Annotated in this window: 24 protein-coding genes; 19 read left to right on the forward strand and 5 right to left on the reverse strand. The window is 47.9% G+C overall.

Translation table 11 applies throughout. The annotated features are described in order from the left end of the window. Nucleotides 1–19: 19 nt before the first annotated feature. Nucleotides 20–280 (reverse strand): DUF1871 family protein, encoded by a 261-nt coding sequence (locus tag HAP68_RS14535; protein WP_003152094.1) that lies wholly within the window; start codon nt 278–280, stop codon nt 20–22. An 86-nt stretch (nt 281–366) separates the two neighbouring features. Here HAP68_RS14535 and HAP68_RS14540 point away from each other — a divergent pair, with 86 nt between their 5' ends. The 3 genes from HAP68_RS14540 to kapB all read left to right on the forward strand — a co-directional run bounded on the left by HAP68_RS14540 (nt 367) and on the right by kapB (nt 3,370). Next, nucleotides 367–1,530, forward strand: a complete 1,164-nt coding sequence (locus HAP68_RS14540) for a MalY/PatB family protein (RefSeq protein WP_184123316.1) — start codon at nt 367–369, stop codon at nt 1,528–1,530. A 122-nt stretch (nt 1,531–1,652) separates the two neighbouring features. Continuing rightward, nucleotides 1,653–2,936, forward strand: a complete 1,284-nt coding sequence (locus HAP68_RS14545; protein ID WP_003152088.1) for a sensor histidine kinase — start codon at nt 1,653–1,655, stop codon at nt 2,934–2,936. Between the two features lie 47 nt (nt 2,937–2,983). Continuing rightward, on the forward strand, nt 2,984–3,370 hold the full coding sequence (gene kapB / locus HAP68_RS14550; RefSeq protein ID WP_003152087.1) for a kinase-associated lipoprotein KapB: 387 nt from the start codon (nt 2,984–2,986) through the stop codon (nt 3,368–3,370). Between the two features lie 24 nt (nt 3,371–3,394). Here kapB and kapD read toward each other — a convergent pair whose 3' ends face one another. Continuing rightward, on the reverse strand, nt 3,395–4,012 hold the full coding sequence (gene kapD, locus HAP68_RS14555) for a 3'-5' exonuclease KapD (RefSeq protein ID WP_003152084.1): 618 nt from the start codon (nt 4,010–4,012) through the stop codon (nt 3,395–3,397). A 150-nt stretch (nt 4,013–4,162) separates the two neighbouring features. Here kapD and HAP68_RS14560 point away from each other — a divergent pair, with 150 nt between their 5' ends. The 3 genes from HAP68_RS14560 (at nt 4,163) to HAP68_RS14570 (ending at nt 7,806) form a co-directional block, all read left to right on the forward strand. Then, nucleotides 4,163–5,407: a multidrug efflux MFS transporter gene (locus HAP68_RS14560; RefSeq protein WP_032858200.1), complete on the forward strand. Its 1,245-nt coding sequence runs from the start codon at nt 4,163–4,165 to the stop codon at nt 5,405–5,407. 89 nt (nt 5,408–5,496) lie between these two features. Continuing rightward, nucleotides 5,497–7,371, forward strand: coding sequence for a transglycosylase domain-containing protein (locus tag HAP68_RS14565; protein WP_021734113.1), 1,875 nt, complete (start codon nt 5,497–5,499; stop codon nt 7,369–7,371). Between the two features lie 21 nt (nt 7,372–7,392). After that, nucleotides 7,393–7,806 carry a thiol-disulfide oxidoreductase DCC family protein gene (locus HAP68_RS14570; RefSeq protein WP_014305710.1) on the forward strand — a complete coding sequence of 138 codons (414 nt, stop codon included), beginning with the start codon at nt 7,393–7,395 and terminating at the stop codon, nt 7,804–7,806. A 14-nt stretch (nt 7,807–7,820) separates the two neighbouring features. Here the strand turns inward: HAP68_RS14570 and HAP68_RS14575 are convergent, their stop codons facing one another. Next, nucleotides 7,821–8,378: a YufK family protein gene (locus tag HAP68_RS14575; protein ID WP_014305711.1), complete on the reverse strand. Its 558-nt coding sequence runs from the start codon at nt 8,376–8,378 to the stop codon at nt 7,821–7,823. Between the two features lie 174 nt (nt 8,379–8,552). Here HAP68_RS14575 and malK point away from each other — a divergent pair, with 174 nt between their 5' ends. From malK to nupQ, 6 genes are all read left to right on the forward strand, one after another. Then, nucleotides 8,553–10,154, forward strand: coding sequence for a malate sensor histidine kinase MalK (malK, locus tag HAP68_RS14580; RefSeq protein WP_015387789.1), 1,602 nt, complete (start codon nt 8,553–8,555; stop codon nt 10,152–10,154). Further along, nucleotides 10,147–10,854, forward strand: a complete 708-nt coding sequence (locus HAP68_RS14585) for a response regulator (protein WP_003152077.1) — start codon at nt 10,147–10,149, stop codon at nt 10,852–10,854. Before malK ends, HAP68_RS14585 begins: the two co-directional genes overlap by 8 nt. A gap of 401 nt (nt 10,855–11,255) precedes the next feature. After that, nucleotides 11,256–12,329, forward strand: coding sequence for a BMP family lipoprotein (locus HAP68_RS14590; RefSeq protein WP_015387788.1), 1,074 nt, complete (start codon nt 11,256–11,258; stop codon nt 12,327–12,329). Between the two features lie 141 nt (nt 12,330–12,470). Beyond that, nucleotides 12,471–14,003 carry an ABC transporter ATP-binding protein gene (locus tag HAP68_RS14595; RefSeq protein ID WP_024085738.1) on the forward strand — a complete coding sequence of 511 codons (1,533 nt, stop codon included), beginning with the start codon at nt 12,471–12,473 and terminating at the stop codon, nt 14,001–14,003. After that, entirely contained in the window at nt 13,996–15,042 is a 1,047-nt protein-coding gene (locus HAP68_RS14600; protein ID WP_003152073.1) for an ABC transporter permease, read from the forward strand. Before HAP68_RS14595 ends, HAP68_RS14600 begins: the two co-directional genes overlap by 8 nt. After that, on the forward strand, nt 15,043–16,002 hold the full coding sequence (nupQ, locus tag HAP68_RS14605; protein WP_003152071.1) for a guanosine ABC transporter permease NupQ: 960 nt from the start codon (nt 15,043–15,045) through the stop codon (nt 16,000–16,002). A 44-nt stretch (nt 16,003–16,046) separates the two neighbouring features. Here the strand turns inward: nupQ and HAP68_RS14610 are convergent, their stop codons facing one another. Beyond that, on the reverse strand, nt 16,047–16,265 hold the full coding sequence (locus HAP68_RS14610; protein ID WP_003152069.1) for a hypothetical protein: 219 nt from the start codon (nt 16,263–16,265) through the stop codon (nt 16,047–16,049). 242 nt (nt 16,266–16,507) lie between these two features. Between HAP68_RS14610 and HAP68_RS14615 the strand changes: the two genes are divergently transcribed. Genes HAP68_RS14615 through mnhG form a run of 7 tightly spaced genes read left to right on the forward strand, consistent with a single transcriptional unit; the run spans nt 16,508 to nt 22,277 of the window. After that, on the forward strand, nt 16,508–18,910 hold the full coding sequence (locus HAP68_RS14615) for a Na+/H+ antiporter subunit A (RefSeq protein ID WP_024085739.1): 2,403 nt from the start codon (nt 16,508–16,510) through the stop codon (nt 18,908–18,910). Further along, nucleotides 18,907–19,338, forward strand: a complete 432-nt coding sequence (locus HAP68_RS14620) for a Na(+)/H(+) antiporter subunit B (RefSeq protein WP_003152066.1) — start codon at nt 18,907–18,909, stop codon at nt 19,336–19,338. The genes HAP68_RS14615 and HAP68_RS14620 overlap by 4 nt, the downstream gene beginning before the upstream one ends. Next, nucleotides 19,338–19,679 (forward strand): Na(+)/H(+) antiporter subunit C, encoded by a 342-nt coding sequence (locus HAP68_RS14625; protein ID WP_003152063.1) that lies wholly within the window; start codon nt 19,338–19,340, stop codon nt 19,677–19,679. Before HAP68_RS14620 ends, HAP68_RS14625 begins: the two co-directional genes overlap by 1 nt. After that, entirely contained in the window at nt 19,672–21,153 is a 1,482-nt protein-coding gene (locus tag HAP68_RS14630; RefSeq protein ID WP_014305717.1) for a Na+/H+ antiporter subunit D, read from the forward strand. Before HAP68_RS14625 ends, HAP68_RS14630 begins: the two co-directional genes overlap by 8 nt. 5 nt (nt 21,154–21,158) lie before the next feature. Then, nucleotides 21,159–21,635, forward strand: a complete 477-nt coding sequence (locus HAP68_RS14635; RefSeq protein WP_003152059.1) for a Na+/H+ antiporter subunit E — start codon at nt 21,159–21,161, stop codon at nt 21,633–21,635. Next, complete coding sequence (locus tag HAP68_RS14640; RefSeq protein ID WP_003152057.1) at nt 21,635–21,919, forward strand: Na(+)/H(+) antiporter subunit F1; 285 nt, start codon at nt 21,635–21,637, stop codon at nt 21,917–21,919. The genes HAP68_RS14635 and HAP68_RS14640 overlap by 1 nt, the downstream gene beginning before the upstream one ends. Next, the gene (gene mnhG / locus HAP68_RS14645; RefSeq protein WP_003152056.1) at nt 21,903–22,277 is read left to right on the forward strand and encodes a monovalent cation/H(+) antiporter subunit G; all 375 of its coding nucleotides are present in this window, start codon (nt 21,903–21,905) and stop codon (nt 22,275–22,277) included. Before HAP68_RS14640 ends, mnhG begins: the two co-directional genes overlap by 17 nt. Before the next feature lie 39 nt (nt 22,278–22,316). Here the strand turns inward: mnhG and HAP68_RS14650 are convergent, their stop codons facing one another. Continuing rightward, a complete protein-coding gene (locus HAP68_RS14650) occupies nt 22,317–22,700 on the reverse strand; it encodes a hotdog fold thioesterase (RefSeq protein WP_003152054.1) in 384 nt (127 codons plus the stop codon). Between the last annotated feature and the right edge of the window lie 19 nt (nt 22,701–22,719).

Genomic DNA, 22,719 nt, shown 5'->3' on the forward strand with positions numbered 1-22,719 from the left:
CCGGCGGAACCGCCGGTTTTTAAGGGGTGCAGGAGCTGCTTTCTTTTATGAACAGAAGCTGCTCGGCGGCCTTTTGGCAGCCTTCGATCGGTAGCTTTTGCTCAAATGAAGCTTCAAAGATATCCTGAATGGCTGCTGCCAGCTTGTCGGCACGGTCTTCACTGTAGACGGCCTGAACGATATCGACGGCTTCTGTCTCATAAAAATCTTCTCCATATTTAAATGGGTCCCACTTGGCAATGATTTTCATCATTTCCATGACCGCTTGGCTTTCTTCCATTTTCATCACCGCTTATAATAAAGTTTGCAAATCTATTTTATCATAGATACGCTGTGCAAAATAATGATACTACAGGAGTGACATACATGAACTTTGATCTTCGAGAAAACCGTCTTGGCACACAATCGGTGAAATGGGACAAGGCGGAAGCGTTATTCGGCGTATCGGATGCACTTCCGATGTGGGTTGCCGATATGGATTTCCGCGCTCCCGAAGCGGTCACTGACGCCTTAAAAGCCCGCCTTGACCACGGCATATTCGGTTATACGTCTCCTGACGAAAACACAAGAGAAGCCGTCGCTTCATGGCTTGAGACACGGCACGGCTACCGGCCCGATCCCGCAAGCATCACGTTCAGTCCCGGGGTTGTCACGGCAATCAGCATGGCAGTACAAGCCTTTACCGAACCGGGCGATCCGGTGTTGATTCAATCACCGGTGTATACGCCTTTTTATCAGATGATCAAGGAAAACAAACGGCAGGTTTTACATAACCCATTACGGGAAGAAAACGGCGTCTACTGCATGGATTTTGAGGATCTTGAGAAAAAGCTGAGCGATTCTGAGGTCAAGCTGATGATTCTTTGTAATCCCCACAATCCGTCCGGCAGAGCGTGGAGCCGGGATGAGCTCATGCAGCTCGGATCGCTGTGCGCCGCCCATAACGTCACCGTCGTTTCTGACGAGATACATTCCGACTTGATGCTGTACGGAAAGCCGCATACGCCTTTTGCTTCTCTGTCTGAGGAGTTTGCGCGGATTTCCATTACTTGTGTCGCGCCGAGCAAGACGTTTAATATTGCCGGCATTCAGGCATCCGCCATTATCATTCCCGACCGTTATAAGCGGGCGAAATTCTCCGCCGCATTGCATCAGAACGGGATTTCCAGCCTCAACACATTTGCGGTTGCAGCAATCGAAGCGGCTTATACAAAGGGAGGCCCTGGGCTTGACGCACTGATTCCTTACATTGAAGGGAATATGAAATTGGCTGAGGACTTTTTAAGAAAAGAATTGCCGAAAGTCCGCATGATGAAACCTGACGCTTCCTATTTGATCTGGATGGATTTCAGCGGATACGGATTTTCGGATGCCGAGCTCAAAGAAAGAATGCTCAAAAAAGGGAAAATCATATTAGAGCCGGGAACGAAATACGGACCGGGCGGCGAAGGATTTATGAGACTTAATGTCGGCTGTTCAGCCGCCGCCGTAAAAGAAGGGCTTAAGAGAATGAAAGCGGCGCTCGCTTAGCAGCGGAAAGAACGCCTTTATCAGATGAGATAAGGGCGTTCGCTTTAGAGAAATAAATACTTTTTTTGCCGGTAAAGATGTTATAATAGATTCATATTTACATAGGAAAGGATTTCGCATAAATGGAGATTGTAAAGGATTACCTGCTTCACTTCTCTTTTATTTTATTCCCTATTTTTCTCTATCAAGTCTTCTGGCTCAGCAAGCCCGATTTGCTTGTGCCGAGAGCGAACCGCCTGCTGGTCGCCGTATTTGCAGCGTCATCTTCCTTATTATGTACGGCTTTTCCCATCCAGGAGCTTCATTCCGTCCGTTACGGTTTGCAGCTGATTCCCATTATCGTCTGCCTGCTTTATTCCGGTACCGCAGCAGGACTTGCCGCAGGGGCGGCATCCGTTTTTTTTCAGCTCATATGGTTTGAACCTTCCGCTCTTTTTTTCTTATCCTTAATTCCTTTTTTAATCATCATCCCTATCCAGCTCCAAACGAAATGGCCTTTTTTCTCAAAGCGGAAGAAACTGCTTTTCGCTCTTCTCATCGGCTGCACTGAAACCGCCTTATTAACCGCATCTGTCTTCATCTATTCCGCGACCAATATTTTCAATTTTCAAAATCTATCTTCCGTTTATTATGAGGCGGCAGTATCCGTTTTTTTTCAAGTCAGCGCCCTTTTGCTGTGCATTTATTTGATTGAGATCATTGATGAGAATGCGTCCATGCGGGCAAGACTGATTCACTCAGAAAAAATGGCCGTCGTCAGCGAGCTTGCGGCAAGCGTCGCCCATGAAGTCCGCAATCCGCTTACGGTCGTCAGAGGTTTTGTGCAGCTGCTGTTCAGCGGCGAGCAGCTTCAGGACAAATCCCACTCCGGATATCAGAAACTTGTGCTGTCCGAACTCGACCGGGCTCAGACGATCATTACGAATTATCTCGATATGGCGAAGCAGGATGACTATGAAAAAGAAAAGTTTGATATTTCACTGCTCGTAAAGGAAACAGGTTCCTTAATGGAGTCTTATGCCAATTTTAAATCGGTGACCGTGACTGTTCAAAGCGAGCCTGATTTATATGTGTTCGGCGATGTAAAAAAACTGAAACAGGCCTTCATTAATCTGATTAAAAACAGTATTGAAGCCGTGCCCTCTGAAAACGGCCGAATCGAGGTCTCCGTCCAAAAACAGGAAGAGATGATTCTCATTCAGATTACGGATAACGGAATCGGCATGTCCGATGAAGAACTGCAGAAACTCGGCAAACCGTATTATACGCTGAAAACGAATGGCACCGGGCTCGGGCTTACCGTGACATTCTCGATTATTCAGCATCATGAAGGCTCCGTCTATTTCACCAGCGGCGAGCACTCGGGCACAACGGCTTCAGTCAGGCTTCCGGCAGCTGTTCACTAGCCAATCGCGTTGATCTTTTATAGAATAACTAGAGAGAGGTGAACGCTATGAATTCGTTTGAAATCGGCACAATCGTAAAAGGGTTTTATAAAACAGGAGCATACATAGGGGAAGTGACAGACGTCAGGCCCAATCACTATTTAGTGAAAATTAAAGCCGTTCTGACGCATCCCGCTCAAGGAGATCTTCATCATCCGAAGCAGGCGGATGTTCCGTTCTTTCATGAAAGAAGAGCGCTTGCATTCGGGGAACAGACAAACATACCGCATCAGATGGTCAAACCGTTTGATGGCGAAGTTCCTGATTATACGGCTTCCTTACAAGCGGCGTCTGCCCGGCTGAAAGATCAGCTTACAGCGGACGGCTCAGAATGGGCGGAACGTTCGCTCGCCAACTTGGCCGCGTTAGAGCGTGACTATTTTAAAAGAACTTGACCCAGTCGGCATGATTGGGTTTTTTTATGTGGCCCGGCGAAACAGTTCTGTCAGATCGACGCGATCACCGATCGTCGGAGGTTTCGGTTTTTCAAGATATTGTTTATCCCGCTCGACAAGCTTGAATAATTTGTATGTCGTCCGCGCATCATCCAGCGCTTTATGATGCGTGCCCGTCCCTTTATCGCCATACTCTTCCGCCGCTTTCCAAAGGCCGGTCAATGTTCTGTCGCCAAAGAAGTTTTTATATTCTAGGGACAGATCCCGAAGTTCTCCTTTGAACGGAAAAGGGATGTGGTTAAACATGCAATTTTGCTTTAACACTTTCATATCCATATTGCCCCAGGTGACGATCGTGCAGTTTTTATCAGGATCAAGCTCATTTAATTTGCGGATGAATTCATTAAACGTGATTCCGCCGTCCACGTCTTTTTGGGTGATGTTCAGAAAGGTTTTGCATCGTTTCGTCAGCTTTGGAAATTTTTTCGGTTTGATATAACTCGAAAACGTTTCAGTCACTTCATCATTCACCGTCTTGACAATCCCCGCTTCAATAATCTCGGGAAAGAAATTTTGCGGGCTGTATTTTCCGTCAGGCATCGTAAATTCAAAATCAATAATGAGCAGACTGCGCTGATCCACTTTTTTACACCTGCCTTTCCTCCGATCAAAAATGATATTTTATGATAGTATATCAGTTTCCCCTCTGAAACTTTCTTCATTTTCTAAAAATAATGAATTTTCCTATATCCGCATCGAAAATACAAATACCGGATTCATTCCTATATACTAATGATTAGACACACGAAAATTAAAGAAGGTGATGTTATTTCTGTCCGTAAGAAGAACTTCGTCGTCATTTGGATTACAAATTTCTTTATTTCCGCCAGCATGACCATGATTGTTCCGTTTCTTTCGTTATATATCGAAACGATCAGCCCCCATTCGGGCGGGTATGTGCAGAGATGGAGCGGGTATGTGTTCGGCGTCACGTTTTTAATGGCGTTTGTGATTTCCCCGTTTTGGGGCAGATTCGGCGATAAGCGCGGCTACAAAAAAATTCTCTTGATCACAGGCACCGGCATTGCCGTCAGCATTTTATTGATGGGGTTTGTGACATCCGTTTATCAGCTGTTTGTCCTCCGGCTGCTTATGGGTCTTGTAACAGGCTTTGTTCCGACTTCGCTTGCCATGATTTCGGCGCAGACGCCGAAAGAGACTGCCGGGAAAACGCTCGGCACGCTGCAGATGGGTCAGGTGTCAGGCACTTTATTCGGACCGATGCTGGGCGGGCTGCTCGCTGACAGCTTCGGGTTTACGTACACATTTTTTATTACGTCTTTTGTTATTTTCGCATCTGTGCTTCTCGTTTTATTTCAGGTGAATGAGCAGCCGCTCGGCGAGAAACAAAACAAGCGGAAAACCTATTCCAGAAAACAGGTGCTCTCTTATATTTTTCACCAGCCCGCGCTTTGGGCGATGATGGTGCTTACCATGATCGTGCAGACCGGCAATTTCAGCATCCAGCCGCTGCTCGCTTTATATGTCAATGAGCTGCACGGACCTGTTAATTTAGCCTTTTTCTCCGGAATGGCGTTTTCAGCGACCGGACTCGGAAGCTTATTGCTTGCCCGGAAATGGGGGGACTTCGGCGACCGCTTCGGCCACAGCCGGATCTTAATCGTGCTTTTGATTGCATCAGCGGTGTTTTTTATTCCGCAGGCGCTCGCCTCCTCCCTCTCCATTCTGTTAGTCTTCAGATTTCTGTTCGGCATGGTCATGGGCGGCACGCTCCCCTGCATTACGGCCGCGATCCGCGTCAGGGCTCCGGGCAGCATCCAGGGAGAGGTGCTCGGCTATAACGTCAGCTTTCGTTTTCTCGGAAACGTGCTCGGCCCTCTGCTCGGAGGTGCGGTCTCAAGCGGTTTTTCTATTTCGGCTGCTTTCTACGTCACCGCCTTTCTCTTTTTTATAGGCGCGGGGCTTTTATGGATGGCGGGACATCTGCAAAAGGATACAGCGTCAAATGCGGGCTGACCGGCAGCGATCACGATTTCTTCTAAATTTAACCTTCTCGTATTCTTAAAAGAATGATACGATATGGCTAGAAATCAGGAGAAAAGAGAGTGACCATGGTACGTAAAATAATCGGATGGATTTTGCTGCTCGGCATTATCCCGTTGTGTGCATTTACAGTTATTGCTTCCGGCAAAGAGGTAAAACAAATCAAGCCTTTTGATCAGGTGCTCGATAAACATATTGATTTAAAAGCGATCAACCTGGTTCAAAACAGTTACATGTATGACAGGGACGGAAGCCTTGTTTCTGAGATTGTCAGCGATCATGAGAACCGCGTGATCGTGCCCTTTAATAAAATACCGAATGAGGTAAAACAGCTGTTTTTAACCTCTGAAGACCGTCATTTTTATGAGCATAAAGGGTTTGACTTTATGGGGATGGTCAGGGCGGCCGCCTCCAATTTCAAAGATCATAAAATTGACCAGGGCGCCAGCACCATCACCCAGCAGCTGGCAAGGAATGTGTATTTAAGCCATGAACGCACCTTCAGCCGAAAACTGACGGAGCTGGCCTATTCCTATCAGCTTGAGAAAAAATACAGCAAAGATGAGATTTTAGAAGGCTACTTAAATACGATTTATTTTAATAACGGTGTATACGGTGTCGGTTCGGCGGCACAATTTTATTTCAGCAAGCCGCTGAAATCTCTCACTTTGGGAGAGATGGCCTTTATCTGCGCCATCCCTAATAACCCTACATTATATGATCCTCTCAAGCATTTTGATTATACGAAAAAACGACAAGTCAGATTGCTTAACGGATTGAAAAAAGCAGGCGTTATATCCGGGAAACAGCTGAAAAAAGCCGAAAAGGAAAAGATCAAGCTTGATATAAACGAAAAAACAAATAAATATCCTGACTATGTTTCCTATGTAAATGATGAATTCACACAGCTTGTTTCCTCATCCGAAGGCTATGACAAACGTCTTGAAAAAGCTTCCGGAAAGGCGAAACAAAAAATACAGGGTGAGCTTTCCGACAGAGTCAGCACATTGTTAAAAGACGGTGTGAAGATTTATACGGCGCTGAATCCGTATATGCAAAACCAGGTCGTCGCCCAAGTGAATCAAAATCTGCCGTATGCAGGCGTCCAGGGCGGAGCGGCCGTGATTAATCATCAGACACATCAGATTATCGCGCTTTCAGGCGGGAAAGATTATCATAAATATGATTTCAACCGCGCCTATCAAGCATACAGACAGCCCGGTTCATCCATTAAGCCGCTGCTTGATTACGGACCTTACATTGAAAAGACCGGCGCAACGCCACACAGCAAAATTGACGCAAGCAAATTCTGCAGTGCGGATTACTGCCCGCAGAACTATAATAACCGCACATACGGCACGGTTACGCTGGAAACGGCGTTTAAATACTCGTACAACACACCGGCCATCAGAATCATGGACCGCGTCGGCGTCAATAAGGCGTTCAGCTACCTTGAACCGTTTCATTTCGCGAAGCTGGTCAGCGCGGATTACCGTCTGCCTGCAGCGCTGGGCGGTTTTACAAACGGCATGACGCCGCTTGAAATGACCAATGCGTATACCACGTTCGGCAACAACGGCGTTTATACGCCGAGTCACGCGATTACAAAAGTGACTGATTTAAAAGGAAAAACGATATTAAAATGGAAAGATGAGCCGGCGCAGGTATTCAGCGTGCGGACCAACATGCAGATCAAAGAAATGATGAAAGCCGTCGTCAAAAGCGGAACAGGAAAAAAAGCGAACTTTAAAGCTCCGTACGTCGGCGGAAAATCAGGAACGTCAAATGACTATCACGATATGTGGTTTGTCGGCCTGACGGACGCTTATACGATGGGGGTATGGGTCGGCAAGGATACACCGTCAAGCGTCGAATACCTTCATGACGCAAGCCCTCAGCTTTCGATCTGGAAAAACACGCTGCAGGCAGCTTATTAAAGATAACGGAGGGGATCCGCTTTGAAACCAGCTCAGCTTCCGGACCGCGTGCTTTTGTTTGACGGCGTCTGCAACTTATGCAGCGGCGCCGTTCAATTCATCATTAAACGCGATCCGGCCGGCAAAATCTCATTTGCTTCATTGCAATCAGATACCGCCCGGGAGCTTTTGGCATCAGAAGGACTTCCGACAGAACAATTTGACAGCATGATTTTTATCGAAAACGGGCGGATATACAAAAAATCCGCAGCCGTGTTAAAGGTTTCGCGTCATCTCCGCGGAGCCTGGCGGCTGTCAGCGGTTTTTTTCGCAGTGCCCCGCCCCCTCAGGGACAGAGCCTATTCTTTCATCGCCCGGCGCCGTTACAAATGGTTCGGAAAAAGGGAAGCATGCATGCTCCCCTCCCCTGAGATCAAAAACAGATTTCTGTCTTAACAAAAATGGCTAGCTTACACAGGTAAGCTAGCCATTATGCTATTATAAAGCTTGATAAAGATGTACAAAATACCGATAACAAAAGTAAACCAAAACAGAATCTCAAGCAATATAAAACCGATCAGCGAAACGATCGAGAGTGTCGAATAGATTCTGTACACCATGAAAATCAAATAAATGAGCGTAACAACGGCAAATAACGCCGCAATCCAAAAACCATTCTGCACGAGCGCAAAGGAAAGAATTCCTCCGCCTACATAAATTAAAGAGCCTAATCTGATTTTTTTCAGATTGTCCCCCTCAGGGTCATTTGTGAAAAACAAAAGAGACAGCTCTGTCACTGTGTTTGCAATCAGCTTCAAAGCCGAAAAAAGCATAAAATACACAAGGGCGAACGCTGCAAAAAGCGCCAGTCTGATCCCTTTCTCAGAGAAATAATCCAGCATCCCCTGATACATGCCGAGCGTCTGAAGTATCTTCATGACATAAAGCGAGGTAGAAATGGATAATGACGAACTAAAAAGCAGAATCGCAACGAGCGGAAAATAACCCGTCCAATAAGTATTTTTCATATAAAAAGTCCCTTTCTGTAATCTACCTCACTTATTATGGAGGACTTAAAACACATTGACAAGATAAAAAATTCCATTTTTCCTCACTTTTACGAAATAAGGGCCTGATCTTCACAAACCGGCTTTTTCGGAGTAAAGTAGAACGCGGGAATGATAAACGTAAGGAAGGCTGTTATGAAAAAAACATTAAAATTGCAAACCCGGTTAACGATATTCGTCTGTATTGTCGTCCTTATCGCACTTTGTATCACCTTTTTCACGATCAGCGTCCAGACCGCGGACCGCGTGAAAGAAGAAGAACGGACAACCGCGCTGCGCACCGCAAAGCTGGTCGCGGAAACACCGAGTGTCGCGCAGGCATTGCAAACAAGAAAAGGGCTGAAAGAGCTCCGAAATTATACACTGGATGTCCAGCATACGACAGGAACCGAATTTGTCGTGGTGATGGATATGAACAGCATCCGCCTCACCCACCCCGACGCAAATAAAATCGGGAAGAAATTCACCGGCGGAGACGAACAGCCGGCGTTGCACGGCCATATCAAAACGAGCACATCAGCGGGAACTCTCGGAAAATCCATGAGAGCCTTCGTACCGATCTATGGAAAAGATAAAAAACAAGTCGGCGTCGTTTCGGTCGGAATTTCGCTTAACAAAATACAGGATGTCGTCAGCCACAGTTTGAGACCGCTTTATTTCATTATCTGCGTAAGTATTTTTGTCGGCGTCATCGGAGCCGTCATTGTCGCCCGCACCGTCAAAAACATTATGTACGGTCTTGAGCCTTATGAAATCGCCACCCTCCTGGAAGAGCGGAGCGCCATGCTCGAATCAACGAAGGAAGGCATCCTGGCGGTTGACGCGCGGGGAAAAATAAAGCTTGCCAATGCGGAAGCGAAACGGCTTTTTATTAAAATGGGTATTCCGACTAATCCGGTCGATCAAGATGTGAACGATATTCTCCCGAAAAGCCGGCTGAAACAGGTGATTGAAACGAAAAAACCGCTTCAGGACAGAGATATCCGCATTAACGGACTTGAGCTGGTCTTTAATGAAGTTCCGATTCATCTGAAAGGACAAACCGTCGGAGCGATCGCCACGTTCAGGGACAAAACGGAGGTCAAACATTTAGCAGAACAGCTGTCCGGTGTTAAAATGTATGCAAACGCATTAAGAGCCCAGTCTCACGAATTCATGAATAAGCTTCATGTCATTTTAGGGCTTGTCCAGTTAAAAGAATACGATGATCTCGGCACTTACATTAAAGACATTGCCATTCAGCAGAAGACGGAAACAAGCGAGATTATAAGTGATGTCAAAAGTCCGGTTCTCGCAGGGTTTCTTCTGGGAAAACAAAGCTACATACGCGAGCAGGGCGCTGATCTGGACATTCAGCTCGGCAGCCTGATTCCGAATGCGGCGGATCCGGCCGTCATCCATGAGCTCATTACGATTATCGGAAACCTGTTAAACAACGCGCTCGACGCGGTGGCGCAGATGCCGAAAAAAAACATCACGTGCTCGATGCGGTTTCAGGATCGCCAGCTTGACATAGAGATTACGGATACGGGAGCCGGAATGTCTGCGGCAGACCAAGCCCGTATTTTTGAACAAGGTTATTCCACGAAAGGGACAAACCGGGGGTTCGGCCTCTATTTCACCCAGCAGGCAACAGAAAATTTAAAAGGCCATATGATTGTGACAAGTGAAAAGAATGAAGGAACGACTTTCAGTCTTCGCATTCCGTATGAACCGAAGGAGGAAAATGATGATTAATGTACTCATAGTTGAAGACGACCCCATGGTGGGTGAATTAAATAAGCGCTATCTCAGTCAGATTGAAGGATTTCAGCTGAAAGGGATCGCATCATCCTTTCAAAGCGCGCTGCACGTGCTGAGCGAGCATCATATCGATCTCATCCTTCTTGACATTTACATGCCGGGAAAAAACGGGCTTGAGCTTTTAACGGAAATCCGCAAGCAGAATGAATCGGTTGATGTCATCGTCATTTCGGCCGCAAGCGAGCTGGACGTCATTAAAAAAACGCTTCGGTACGGCGCCGTCGATTATTTAATCAAACCATTTGAATTTGACCGCTTTCAAACCGCTCTTTCCGACTACAGACGCAAGCAGAAAGTTTATCAATCACACAGAAGCATGACACAGAAAGAATTGGATGCCGAGCTTTTTCAAAAGAAAGAAGCGGCGGAAAAGGTTCACCTTCCGAAGGGATTGACAAAGAGCACGCTTAAACTCATCTGGGCGAGCATTGAGTCTTTCGGCGACGGCTCTTTTACCACGGAAGATCTCGCCAAGCATACTGAAATCTCGCAAGTCTCCATCCGGAAATACCTTAAATTTCTGGAAGACATACAAGTGCTGAATGTAGAGATGGCGTACGGCACGATCGGCAGACCCGTCTTTCAATATCATATCAACACCGGCAATGTCAGCAGCATCAAACAATATTTATAATGTCAAAAAGCGCCGTTTCGCTGTGAACGGTGCTTTTTTACTGTCATATCCCGTGACAAAAGGCTTGAGATTCCTTTTTGATATGCTATATAAGGATAATGACCCGGCTGATCCTCCTCTGTTTTAACCAGATGAGGAAGCCGATTCATAAAATTGATATTTTTTAAAAAATAAGCAAATTTCTATTTATTTATGGCGGGTAAAATGATAAATTATGATTGGTTAGCAGATCTTTTCAGATAAGTCATAAGTCCCGAACCCGGAAGAGACAGCCGCTCAAGGCGGGAAAAAGAGAGACGTCTCATCATTATTATCAGAAAGTTTTTTCGATTCTGCATCCGGCACGGGGACTCAAGTCTGAATTGAACGGCACAGCCATATTTTACAGGGGGGTTATATCTTTGAAAAAACGCAAAATCGGAATGGCGATGGCGCTCATCGCAGCGGCCGGAACCATATTAAGCGCATGCGGTTCAAGTGACAAAGCAAACGGCTCCGGCAGCAAAAACTTTACCGTCGGCATGGTAACGGATATCGGCGGTGTTGATGACAAATCATTTAACCAGTCCGCCTGGGAAGGCATCCAGGCATTCGGAAAAGACAACGGGCTTAAAAAAGGCAAAAGCGGTTTTGACTATCTTCAATCAAAATCAGATGCAGATTATACAACGAACTTAAATAAATTAGCGCGGGAACACTTTGACCTGATTTACGGCGTCGGGTATCTGATGCAGGATTCCATCAGCGAAATCGCCGATCAGCGCAAAGACACACATTTTGCGATCATTGACGCCGTTGTCAAAAAAGACAACGTGGCGAGCCTTACATTTAAGGAACAGGAAGGTTCATTCCTCGTGGGAGCGGCCGCTGCGCTATCGAGCAAAACGGGAAAAGTCGGATTCGTGGGCGGAATGGAGTCCGAATTGATCAAAAAATTTGAAATCGGCTTCCGCGCGGGTGTACAAGCCGCAAATCCGAAAGCGACCGTCGAAGTGAAATATGCGGGCGGGTTTGACAAAGCCGATGTCGGCAAGGCGACGGCTGAAAGCATGTACAAATCAGGCGTTGACGTCATTTATCACGCGGCCGGCGCAACGGGAACGGGCGTCTTCACAGAAGCGAAAAATCTGAAAAAAGAAGATCCGAAGCGGAACGTATGGGTTATCGGTGTCGATAAAGACCAGTATGCGGAAGGCCAAGTCAAAGGAACAAAAGACAATGTCACTCTCACATCAATGGTCAAAAAAGTGGATACTGCCGTGGAGGACTTAACGAAAAAAGCGAGTGACGGTAAATTCCCGGGCGGCAAAACATTAACATACGGTTTGGCGCAAGATGCAGTCGGCATCTCGGATCACAAGGAGAACCTTTCTGACGATGTCATCAAAGCAACAGACGATTGGAAGAAGAAAATCGCGGACGGACTCGTGATCCCTTCAACTGAAAAAGAATTGAAATCCTTCAAGGCTGAGTAAGAACCAGGGGATAAGGAGACTTTCGTGCTTATCCCCTCTCTTTTTTGAAAAGAGCGGTGAAGGAAAAGCTGCATCTCTTGCAGCTTTTCTTTTGCCAAGCTCTTTCTCATCAAAGTATCTCTGAAAAGGAGCGACAAATCGGTGGATTATATCATTGAAATGCTTAATATACGCAAGGAATTTCCCGGAATCGTCGCCAATGATGACGTCACGCTTCAAGTGAAAAAAGGCGAAATACACGCCCTTCTCGGTGAAAACGGCGCCGGAAAATCGACACTCATGAACGTTTTATTCGGCCTGTATCAGCCGGAAAAAGGCGAGATCCGGGTGCGTGGCGAACGCGTTCACATCAACAGTCCGAACAAAGCCAACGATCTCGGCATCGGGATGGTGCACCAGCATTTTATGCTTGTGGATACCTTCACCGTCTCAGAAAATATCATTCTCGGAAAAGAGCCGAAAACTTTCGGCCGAATTGACAGACAGCGCGCCGACCGGGACGTGCGTGATATTTCCGACCGTTACGGCCTGCACATTGATCCTGAAGCCAAAGTTGCCGATATCTCCGTCGGTATGCAGCAGCGGGCGGAAATATTAAAGACCCTCTACCGGGGCGCCGACATTCTCATTTTTGACGAGCCGACCGCGGTGCTGACTCCGCACGAAATTCAAGAACTGATTCAGATTATGAAAAATCTTGTCAATGAAGGAAAATCAATTATCCTCATCACCCACAAATTAAAAGAGATTATGGAAGTCTGCGACCGTGTCACCATCATCCGGAAAGGAAAAGGCATTACAACACTTGATGTCGCACATACGGATCAAGATGAACTGGCAAGCCTTATGGTCGGACGCGAAGTGTCATTCAAGACGGATAAACAGCCGGCTGAACCGAAACAAGAAGTGCTTTCGCTTTCTGATGTAACGGTGAAAGACGCGCGCGGCGTTGAGGCGGTCAAACAGCTCTCCCTCTCTGTCAGAGCCGGTGAAATCGTCGGCATTGCGGGCGTTGACGGAAACGGCCAGTCTGAATTAATTGAAGCCATTACAGGTCTCAGAAAAACAAATGCCGGCACGATTACGTTAAACGGCAAACAGCTGCAAAATATGCCGCCCAGGAAAGTCACTGAATCCGGAATCGGGCATATTCCGCAGGACAGACATAAACACGGGCTCGTCCTTGATTTTCCGATCGGAGAAAATATCGTGCTGCAAAGTTATTACCAAAAGCCCTACTCTTCTTTCGGCATATTAAATAAACACACGATTTATGACAAAGCGCGAAGCCTGATTGAAGAATACGATGTCAGAACACCTGATGAATATACGCCTGCGCGCGCTCTCTCCGGGGGGAATCAGCAAAAGGCCATTATCGGCCGGGAAGTGGACAGAAATCCGGATCTTTTAATTGCGGCCCAGCCGACGCGGGGACTCGATGTCGGCGCGATTGAATTCGTCCATAAAAAGCTCATTGAGCAGCGTGACGCCGGTAAAGCGGTGCTTCTGTTATCTTTTGAACTTGATGAAATAATGAATCTCAGCGATCGCATCGCCGTCATCTTTGAAGGCAGCATCATCGCAAACGTCAATCCGCTTGAAACAAACGAGCAGGAGCTCGGACTTTTAATGGCGGGAAGTAAGCAAATGGAGGCGGGGAAAACACATGATTAATCGACTTTCTCATCTGGCTGTGCCGCTGATTGCGATCATCCTTGGATTAGCTGCGGGTGCGGTCATCATGCTCGCCAGCGGCTACAATGTCGTAAGCGGGTATTCGGCTCTTTGGAGCGGCATTTTCGGTGAAGTGTATTACATCGGGGAATCGATCCGGCAGATTACGCCATATATTCTGTCCGGATTGGCCGTGGCATTCGCATTTCGGACCGGCCTGTTTAATATCGGGGTTGAAGGACAGCTCCTTGTCGGCTGGACCGCCGCGGTGTGGGTCGGCGCTTCCTTTGACGCCCCAGCTTACGTCCACCTTCCGCTTTCGTTATTGGCGGCTGCGGCTGCGGGCGGCATTTGGGGCCTGATTCCCGGATTTTTAAAAGCCCGTTTTTTTGTCCACGAAGTGATTGTCACGATCATGATGAATTATATCGCTCTTCATTTAACCAATTATCTCATTTCCGATGTCATGACGGACCACCGGGACAAAACAGACAAAATTCATGAAAGCGCGTCGCTCCGCTCGCCGTTTTTAGAGCAGCTGACAGATTACTCCCGCCTTCATTGGGGCATTCTGATCGCTCTGTTTGCGGCAGTCCTCATGTGGTTTATCATTCATAAAACAAAAAGCGGATTTGAATTCCGGGCTGTCGGCTTTAACCAGCACGCCGCACAATACGCCGGAATGAGCGTCAGAAAAAATATGATGTACGCCATGATGATTTCCGGGGCCTTCGCAGGGCTTGCCGGCGCGATGGAAGGACTCGGAACCTTTCAATATGCGGCGGTTAAGGGCGCCTTTACCGGCGTCGGCTTCGACGGCATTGCGGTTGCGCTTCTCGGCGGCAGCACGGCAATCGGCGTTGTTCTGGCGGCATGTCTTCTCGGCGGCCTTAAAGTCGGGGCATTAAATATGCCGATTGAATCCGGGGTGCCTTCTGAAGTCGTTGACATCGTCATCGCCATTATTATTTTGTTTGTGGCATCAAGCTACGCCATCCGTCTCATCCTTGATAAATTGAAGAAAAAGGGGGCGAAGTAAGTGGACTTCCTGCAGATTTTATCCATTATTGTTCCGGCAACACTCGTATATGCGGCTCCGCTTATTTTAACCGCTCTCGGCGGCGTGTTTTCTGAAAGATCGGGGGTTGTCAACATCGGTCTTGAAGGACTGATGATTATCGGCGCCTTTACAAGCGTCATGTTCAACTTATTTTTCGGACGCGAGCTTGGCGCCGCCGCTCCGTGGCTCGCTCTGGCTGCGGCTATGATTGCCGGCGGACTGTTCTCACTGATCCACGCGGCTGCCGCGGTTTCTTTCCGCGCCGATCAGACGGTAACCGGTGTGGCGATCAATATGCTCGCGTTAGGAGCGACACTGTTTATCGTCAAACTGATTTACGGAAAGGCGCAGACTGATAAAATCCCGGAGCCCTTTTACAAAACGAACATTCCCGGGTTAAGCGATATTCCGGTTTTAGGAAAGATTTTCTTTTCAGACGTATATTATACGTCGATTTTAGCCATCGTACTGGCCTTTGTTTCCTGGTTTATTTTATTCAAAACGCCGTTCGGCCTTCGCATCCGTTCTGTCGGGGAACATCCGATGGCGGCCGATACGATGGGAATCAACGTGTTCGGCATGCGCTATATCGGCGTCATGATCAGCGGGCTGTTCGGCGGGCTCGGCGGCGGTGTGTATGCTTCCACGATCGCGCTTGATTTCACGCACTCCACCATTTCCGGACAAGGCTTTATCGCTCTCGCCGCGCTGGTTTTCGGCAAATGGCATCCGATCGGCGCGCTCGGGGCTGCGCTGTTCTTCGGGTTTGCGCAGAGTTTGAGCATTATCGGCTCGCTTTTGCCCCTGTTCAAAGACATTCCGAATGTATACATGCTGATGGCTCCTTACATTCTGACCATTCTCGCGCTTGCCGGCTTCATCGGCCGCGCGGATGCGCCTAAAGCCAACGGCATCCCTTATATTAAAGGAAAACGCTGATTGCCACACAAAAAGAGTTCCGCACCCTGGTGCCGGAACTCTTTTCATCTATATACGATTCTGATATACTCACGCGGCTGAAACGGCGTTTGCATTGATTCAGCCGCACTCAGCTTGTCTTCTGCGTATTCCGCACCGAGAAAAAAATGCTCCCAATCATCTGCTTCCGTCTGCTGCCGCGTTTTGCAGAAATCATCAACTATGAATGTTCCTGCAATAATAGAACAAAATATTCCAATACAGGCCGCCGCCTTTCTCTTCATCTGACCAGCTCCTTTTGTAAAGCTTGATCTGAAAAAGAAATGTATATACAAAGATCCGGATATTTGATAAATTTATTTTGGGTTCAAAAGACCACAAAAACACAAAGAGGAATACATTATGCCGTAGCAGGGTAAAAAAAAGTGCGATATAATTTGTACTGGGTCCTATGACCGTGAATTGATTGATTCATTCTTACATAAAGCAGTTGCTTGATGAAAAAACAAGCAAAGGAGGTCTTCTGTTGCAGCTGTTACATTTCGCGATTTTGGCGCCTTTTTTATTTGCATTTATCGTTCCCTTTCTTTATAAACGGGTAAAACAAGTCCATACAGGCTGGTTTGTGCTGATAGTGCCCGTTGTGCTGTTTGTTTACTTTATCAGCAAGCTCCCTGTCACAATGGCTGGAGAAACCGTCCGGTATGCGGCCGAATGGATTCCGTCCCTCGGTATTAACTATACCGTTTATATTGACGGACTCGGGCTGTTATTCGCTTTATTGATTACGGGCATCGGCTCTTTGGTGACGCTTTACAGTATTTTTTACTTATCGAAGGACAAAGAAAAGCTCGGCCCTTTTTATGTGTACCTGCTGATGTTTATGGGCGCGATGCTCGGCGTTGTGCTCGTCGATAACGTCATCGTGCTTTATATGTTCTGGGAGCTGACAAGCCTGTCATCCTTCTTATTAATCGGGTATTGGCATAAGCGGAAGAAATCACGCTACGGGGCGGAAAAATCACTGCTGATTACCGTCGGCGGCGGGCTGTGCATGCTCGGCGGCTTTATCCTGCTGTATCTGATGACGGATTCTTTCAGTATCAGGGAAATGGTCAACCAGGTGCATATTATCGCAGGCCACCCGTTCTTTATTCCGGCGATGGTTCTCCTGTTATTGGGAGCCTTTACGAAATCAGCGCAGTTTCCGTTTTATATCTGGCTGCCTGATGCCATGGAGGCGCCGACTCCTGTCAGCGCCTATCTGCACTCGGCTACAATGGTGAAAGCGGGTATTTATCTGATTGCCAGATTCAGTCCGGTTTTTGCTTTTTCACCCGTCTGGTTTTGGACGGTTGCCTCAGTCGGTCTGATCACGATGGTATGGGCTTCCTTTAATGCGATTAAACAAACCGATTTAAAAGCGATTCTGGCATTTTCCACAGTCAGCCAGCTCGGTATGATTGTATCGATGCTCGGCGCAGGAGCCGCCGCGCTTCATTATGAGCATTCAGAGTATTTTACGGCGGCTGTCACCGCGGCTGTGTTTCACTTAATTAACCATGCTACTTTTAAAGGAAGTTTATTTATGGCGGCCGGCATTATCGACCATGAAACGGGAACGCGGGATATCCGCAGGCTCGGCGGCCTGATGGCGCTCATGCCGGTAACGTTCACCGTTTCACTGATCGGAACGTTTTCCATGGCCGGTCTCCCTCCGTTTAACGGCTTTTTAAGTAAAGAAATGTTCTTTACAAGTATGCTGCGGATTGCTCATGCAGATATTTTCAGCCTGGATACGTGGGGCGTGCTGTTCCCCGTTCTCGCATGGATCGGGAGCGTCTTCACTTTCATCTACAGCATGAAGCTGTTTTTCAGAACGTTCAGCGGCGCGCGCAAAACGGATCAGCTTGAAAAGACGCCGCATGAAGCTCCGCTCGGCATGCTGATTTCGCCGGTGATTCTTGCCGCTTGCGCCGTCAGTCTGTTTTTTGCCCCGAACGTTTTGTCTTACAGCCTGATTGAACCGGCGATGAACTCCATTTATCCCGCTCTGTTAACCGGCGGAGATACATTCCATGTCCATATTTCCCAGTGGCACGGGGTGACGGCTGAGGTAATGATGACCCTCGGCATCATCATTGTCGGCACGATCGGTTACGTAACGCTGTCTAAATGGGAGCGTCTGTACGGTCTGTTTCCGAAAAAACTGACGCTGAACAAGCTTTACGATGCGGTGACGGGCAGTATGGAAAAAAGATCTTACCAGCTGACGTCATCTTATATGACCGGATTTTTGCGGGATTATCTGCTGTATATCTTTGCGTCGTTTATCATTCTCATCGGAGCGGCGTTCGTCATGAAAGGCGGCTTTTCCATGACAGCGAAAGGAATGGCTGAGATCGGCCTGTATGAAATCGTGCTGTCCCTCGTTATGGTGAGCGCAACGATTGCGACTGTGTTCGCCAAATCACGGCTGACGGCCATTATCTCACTCGGTGTTGTCGGGTACACACTCGCGCTGTTTTTCGTGATTTTCAGAGCGCCCGATCTGGCGCTCACGCAGCTCGTCATTGAGACGATATCCGTCGCCTTGTTTCTTCTTTGTTTTTACCATCTGCCGAAAATGCGGCGGAAAAAGAAGACAAGAACATTCCGGATGACGAATTTTATCATTTCTCTCGGTGTCGGCGTCATCGTGACAATGCTCGGAATCGCGTCTTCCAGCGAAAAAACAAAAGACAGCATCTCCTCCTTTTTCACCGCTTACAGCCATAAGCTCGGGGGGGGAAACAATATCGTCAACGTCATCCTCGTTGATTTCAGGGGATTTGACACGATGTTTGAAATTACGGTGCTGTCGATTGCCGCACTCGGGATTTACGGCATGATCAGAACAAAAGTAACAGAGGAGGGAGAAAAGCGTTGAGACAGCCAAAAACAAACGACATCATCCTTCAGACGGCAACGAAGCTTGTATCTTTTATCATTCTGCTTTTCTCTTTCTATTTATTTTTATCGGGGCATAACGCCCCCGGCGGAGGATTTGTCGGCGGACTGATTACGTCTTCGGCCATCGTGCTGCTGCTTTTGGCCTTTGATTTAAAAACCGTCAAATCGATTTTGCCCGTCAATTTTATTTATGTGGCGGGCGCGGGTCTGCTTATCGCGATTGCAACGGGTGCAGGTTCGTTCTTATTCGGAGCGCCCTTTCTCACCCATACATTCGGCCATTTTCATCTCCCGGTGCTCGGGAATACGGAGCTTGCGACGGCCACTTTGTTTGATTTAGGTGTGTATCTCGTTGTTGTCGGCGTGACGATGACCATTATTCAAACGATTGGAGAGGAAGAATAGTGGAAATCTTAATGTCTGTCATTGCCGGTATTTTGTTTATGGCGGCAACCTACCTGCTGCTTTCTAAAAGTCTGCTGCGCGTGATTATCGGCACCGCGCTTTTGAGCCACGGCGTCCATTTGCTGCTCCTGACCATGGGCGGACTGAAAAAAGGCGCTCCCCCCATACTGGGCGGAAAAAGCACGTCCTTTGTCGATCCGCTGCCGCAGGCACTCATACTGACGGCGATCGTTATTTCGTTCGGCGTCACGTCCTTCCTGCTTGTGATGGCGTTTCGCGCCTATCAGGAACTGAAAACGGACGATATGGATCGAATGAGGGGAAATGATCAACATGAATAACTTTGTGATATTGCCTATTCTGGTGCCGCTGCTTGCCGCAGTGCTGCTGATTTTTATGAACAGGCACGTGATGCTGATGCGGATATTCAGCACTGCCGCTTCCTGTGTCTCCATCGTCATCAGCGCCGCTCTCGTTCAGACGGTTTTCACACACGGGATTCAGACGCTGACACTCGGCGGCTGGAAAGCGCCGTACGGCATTGTGCTCGCCGCGGATCAGCTTGCCGCACTGCTTGTTTTGACAACCGCCATAATCGGGCTGCTCGTCACCCTGTACTCCTTCCGCTCCATCGGAGAAAAAAGGGAGCGCGCTTTCTATTATTCAGGGGTGCAGTTTCTTCTGGCCGGCGTAAGCGGAGCGTTTTTGACGGGTGACCTGTTCAACATGTACGTCTTTTTTGAGCTTCTGCTTATCGCGTCCTACATGCTGATCGTGCTTGGCGGAACGAAAATTCAATTAAGAGAATCATTGAAGTATATCGTGTTTAACATTGTGTCATCCGCGTTTTTTGTCATCGGCGTCGGTTACTTATATGCGGTGACGGGCACGCTGAATATGGCTGATCTAAGCGTAAAAATAAGCGAATCGGGCCAGACCGGGCTGATAACCGTGATCAGCGTCCTTCTTCTCGTCGTTTTCGGTTTAAAGGGCGGGATATTCCCGCTGTATTTCTGGATGCCGGGCTCTTATTACGCCCCGCCGGCTGCAATTTCGGCTTTATTCGGGTCTCTTTTGACGAAAGTCGGCCTGTATGCCATTTTAAGAGTATTCACCCTGATCTTTATTCACGATACGGGCTTTACCCACCAATTGATGATGTGGCTTGCGATGCTGACGGTGCTATTCGGCGTAATCGGATCTATCGCCTTTTCGGATGTCATGAAAATCGTCATCTACAATATTATTACAGCCGTCGGCGTGATTTTGTTCGGCATTGCCATGAACACGCCGGCCTCCATTCAAGGAGCGGTTTATTACTTGATTCACGATATGCTGATTAAAGGAGCGCTGTTTATGCTTGCCGGCACGCTTATCGCATTGACAGGCACTGCCAGCCTGCATAAAATGGGCGGACTGATCACCCGTTATCCCGTTTTAGGATGGATGTTCTTTATTTCAGCCATATCTTTGGCCGGCATCCCGCCGTTCAGCGGATTTGTGGGCAAGCTGAAGATCGCGGAAGGCGGGTTCGATAAGGGGGAAACATTGTTCTCCGTATTGATTCTTGTATCAAGCCTGCTTGTGCTCTATTCGGTGCTGAAGGTTTTTACGACGGCTTTTTGGGGCGAAGAAAAAGAAATCCCCGGCGCAGGCGGACGGTCCGCAAAAGGACTTCTTTATCCGGCAGCCGCTTTTCTCCTTTTGTCGCTTCTGTTCGGGCTCGGAACCGAATGGGTTTCACCGTATGTCAATCAGACGGCTGAGAATCTGCTGAATCCGGAAAAATACATTGAAGCTGTTTTGAAGGAGTAGATGGCATGGCTTTTCAACTATTATTAAACGTTCTTCTCGCTGTTTGCTGGATGTTTCTCACAAACAGCCTCAGCACGGCGGGTTTTATAACCGGATTTATCGCAGGCTTGGCGGCGCTGTTTTTTTTCCGGCGCTTCTTCTCGCGGCCGTTTTACATTTGGAAAATATGGTCAGTCATCAGACTGGTGCTGATCTTTATAAAGGAACTATATTTGGCCAATGTCAGCGTGCTGAAAACCGTTATAGCGCCGAAACTGAACATCCGCCCGGGCATTTTCGCGTTTAAGACGGAATTGACGGAGGATTGGGAGATCACGCTGCTCTCGCTGTTAATCACTTTAACACCGGGTACGCTCGTGATGGATATCTCCGATGACCGGTCGATTCTCTATATACACGCCATGGATATTGAAGATGCGGAGAAAGCGATCCACGACATCCGCGTCTCTTTTGAGAAAGCCATTCAGGAGGTGAGCCGCTGATGTTTACGTTTATTCTGCAATTATCACTCGGCATTATGGCGGTTTCGACTCTTCTGTACGTCATTCGCGTCATGAAAGGGCCAACGATACCGGACCGGGTCGTCGCGCTTGATGGGATCGGCATTAATCTGATTGCCATGACCGCGCTTGTATCCATTCTCTTAAACACATCGGCCTTTTTGGACATCATTCTGCTGCTCGGCATTTTATCGTTTATCGGCACGATTGCCTTTGCTAAGTTTTTGGAGAAAGGAGAGATTATCGAAAATGATCGAAATCGTTAAATGGGCCGTCGCCGTTTGTATTCTGATGGGATCGCTGATCTGCCTGGTCGCGTCTTTCGGCACACTCAGGCTTCCTGATGTGTATACGCGCGCCCACGCCTCTTCAAAAGGCTCGACACTCGGCGTTAATTTGGTATTGCTCGGGGTGTTAGGCTACTTGTGGATGCTGACCGGAGAAATTTCTGTAAAAATACTGCTCGGCATCATTTTTATCCTGCTGACGGCGCCGGTCGGAGCGCACCTCATATGCAGGGCCGCGTACAATTCGGGAGCGGCGCTTGATAAAAGAAGCGTTCAGGATGATTACAAAGGGATCAGAAACTTTGTGATCAAACGAAAAGAAGATTCATATTTGTAAAAACAAACAGCCGGACGATTCAGGGTTCCGGCTGTTTGTTTATTTTGTTATAACAGCCAGCGTACAGCGGGAAACACAGATCAGCCTTTCTCGTTCATCGAAAATGTTAATCCCGTACACAATGGTTGCCCTGCCTGTGTGAACGGGTTCCGCTATCGCCGTGACCGTTCCGCCCTCTTTCACGGACTTTAAATGATTGGCATTAATCTCAAGCCCGACACACGCCTGTTTCGACCGGTCGATAAAATGCTGGGCCCCGACACTTGCAGCAGTCTCCGCCAGCGCTGCTGACGCGCCCCCATGCAGATATCCGAAAGGCTGCACCGTCCTCTTATCCACCGGCATCACCGCCACGCATCTCTCCGGCGTGTTTTCAGTGATTTCAATACCGAGTGCGCCGAGCAATGTATTGTTCAGATTCATAGGTCATTCTCCCTTCAAG

The organism is Bacillus sp. Bvel1 (assembly GCF_014872755.1).
GTDB lineage: Bacteria > Bacillota > Bacilli > Bacillales > Bacillaceae > Bacillus > Bacillus velezensis.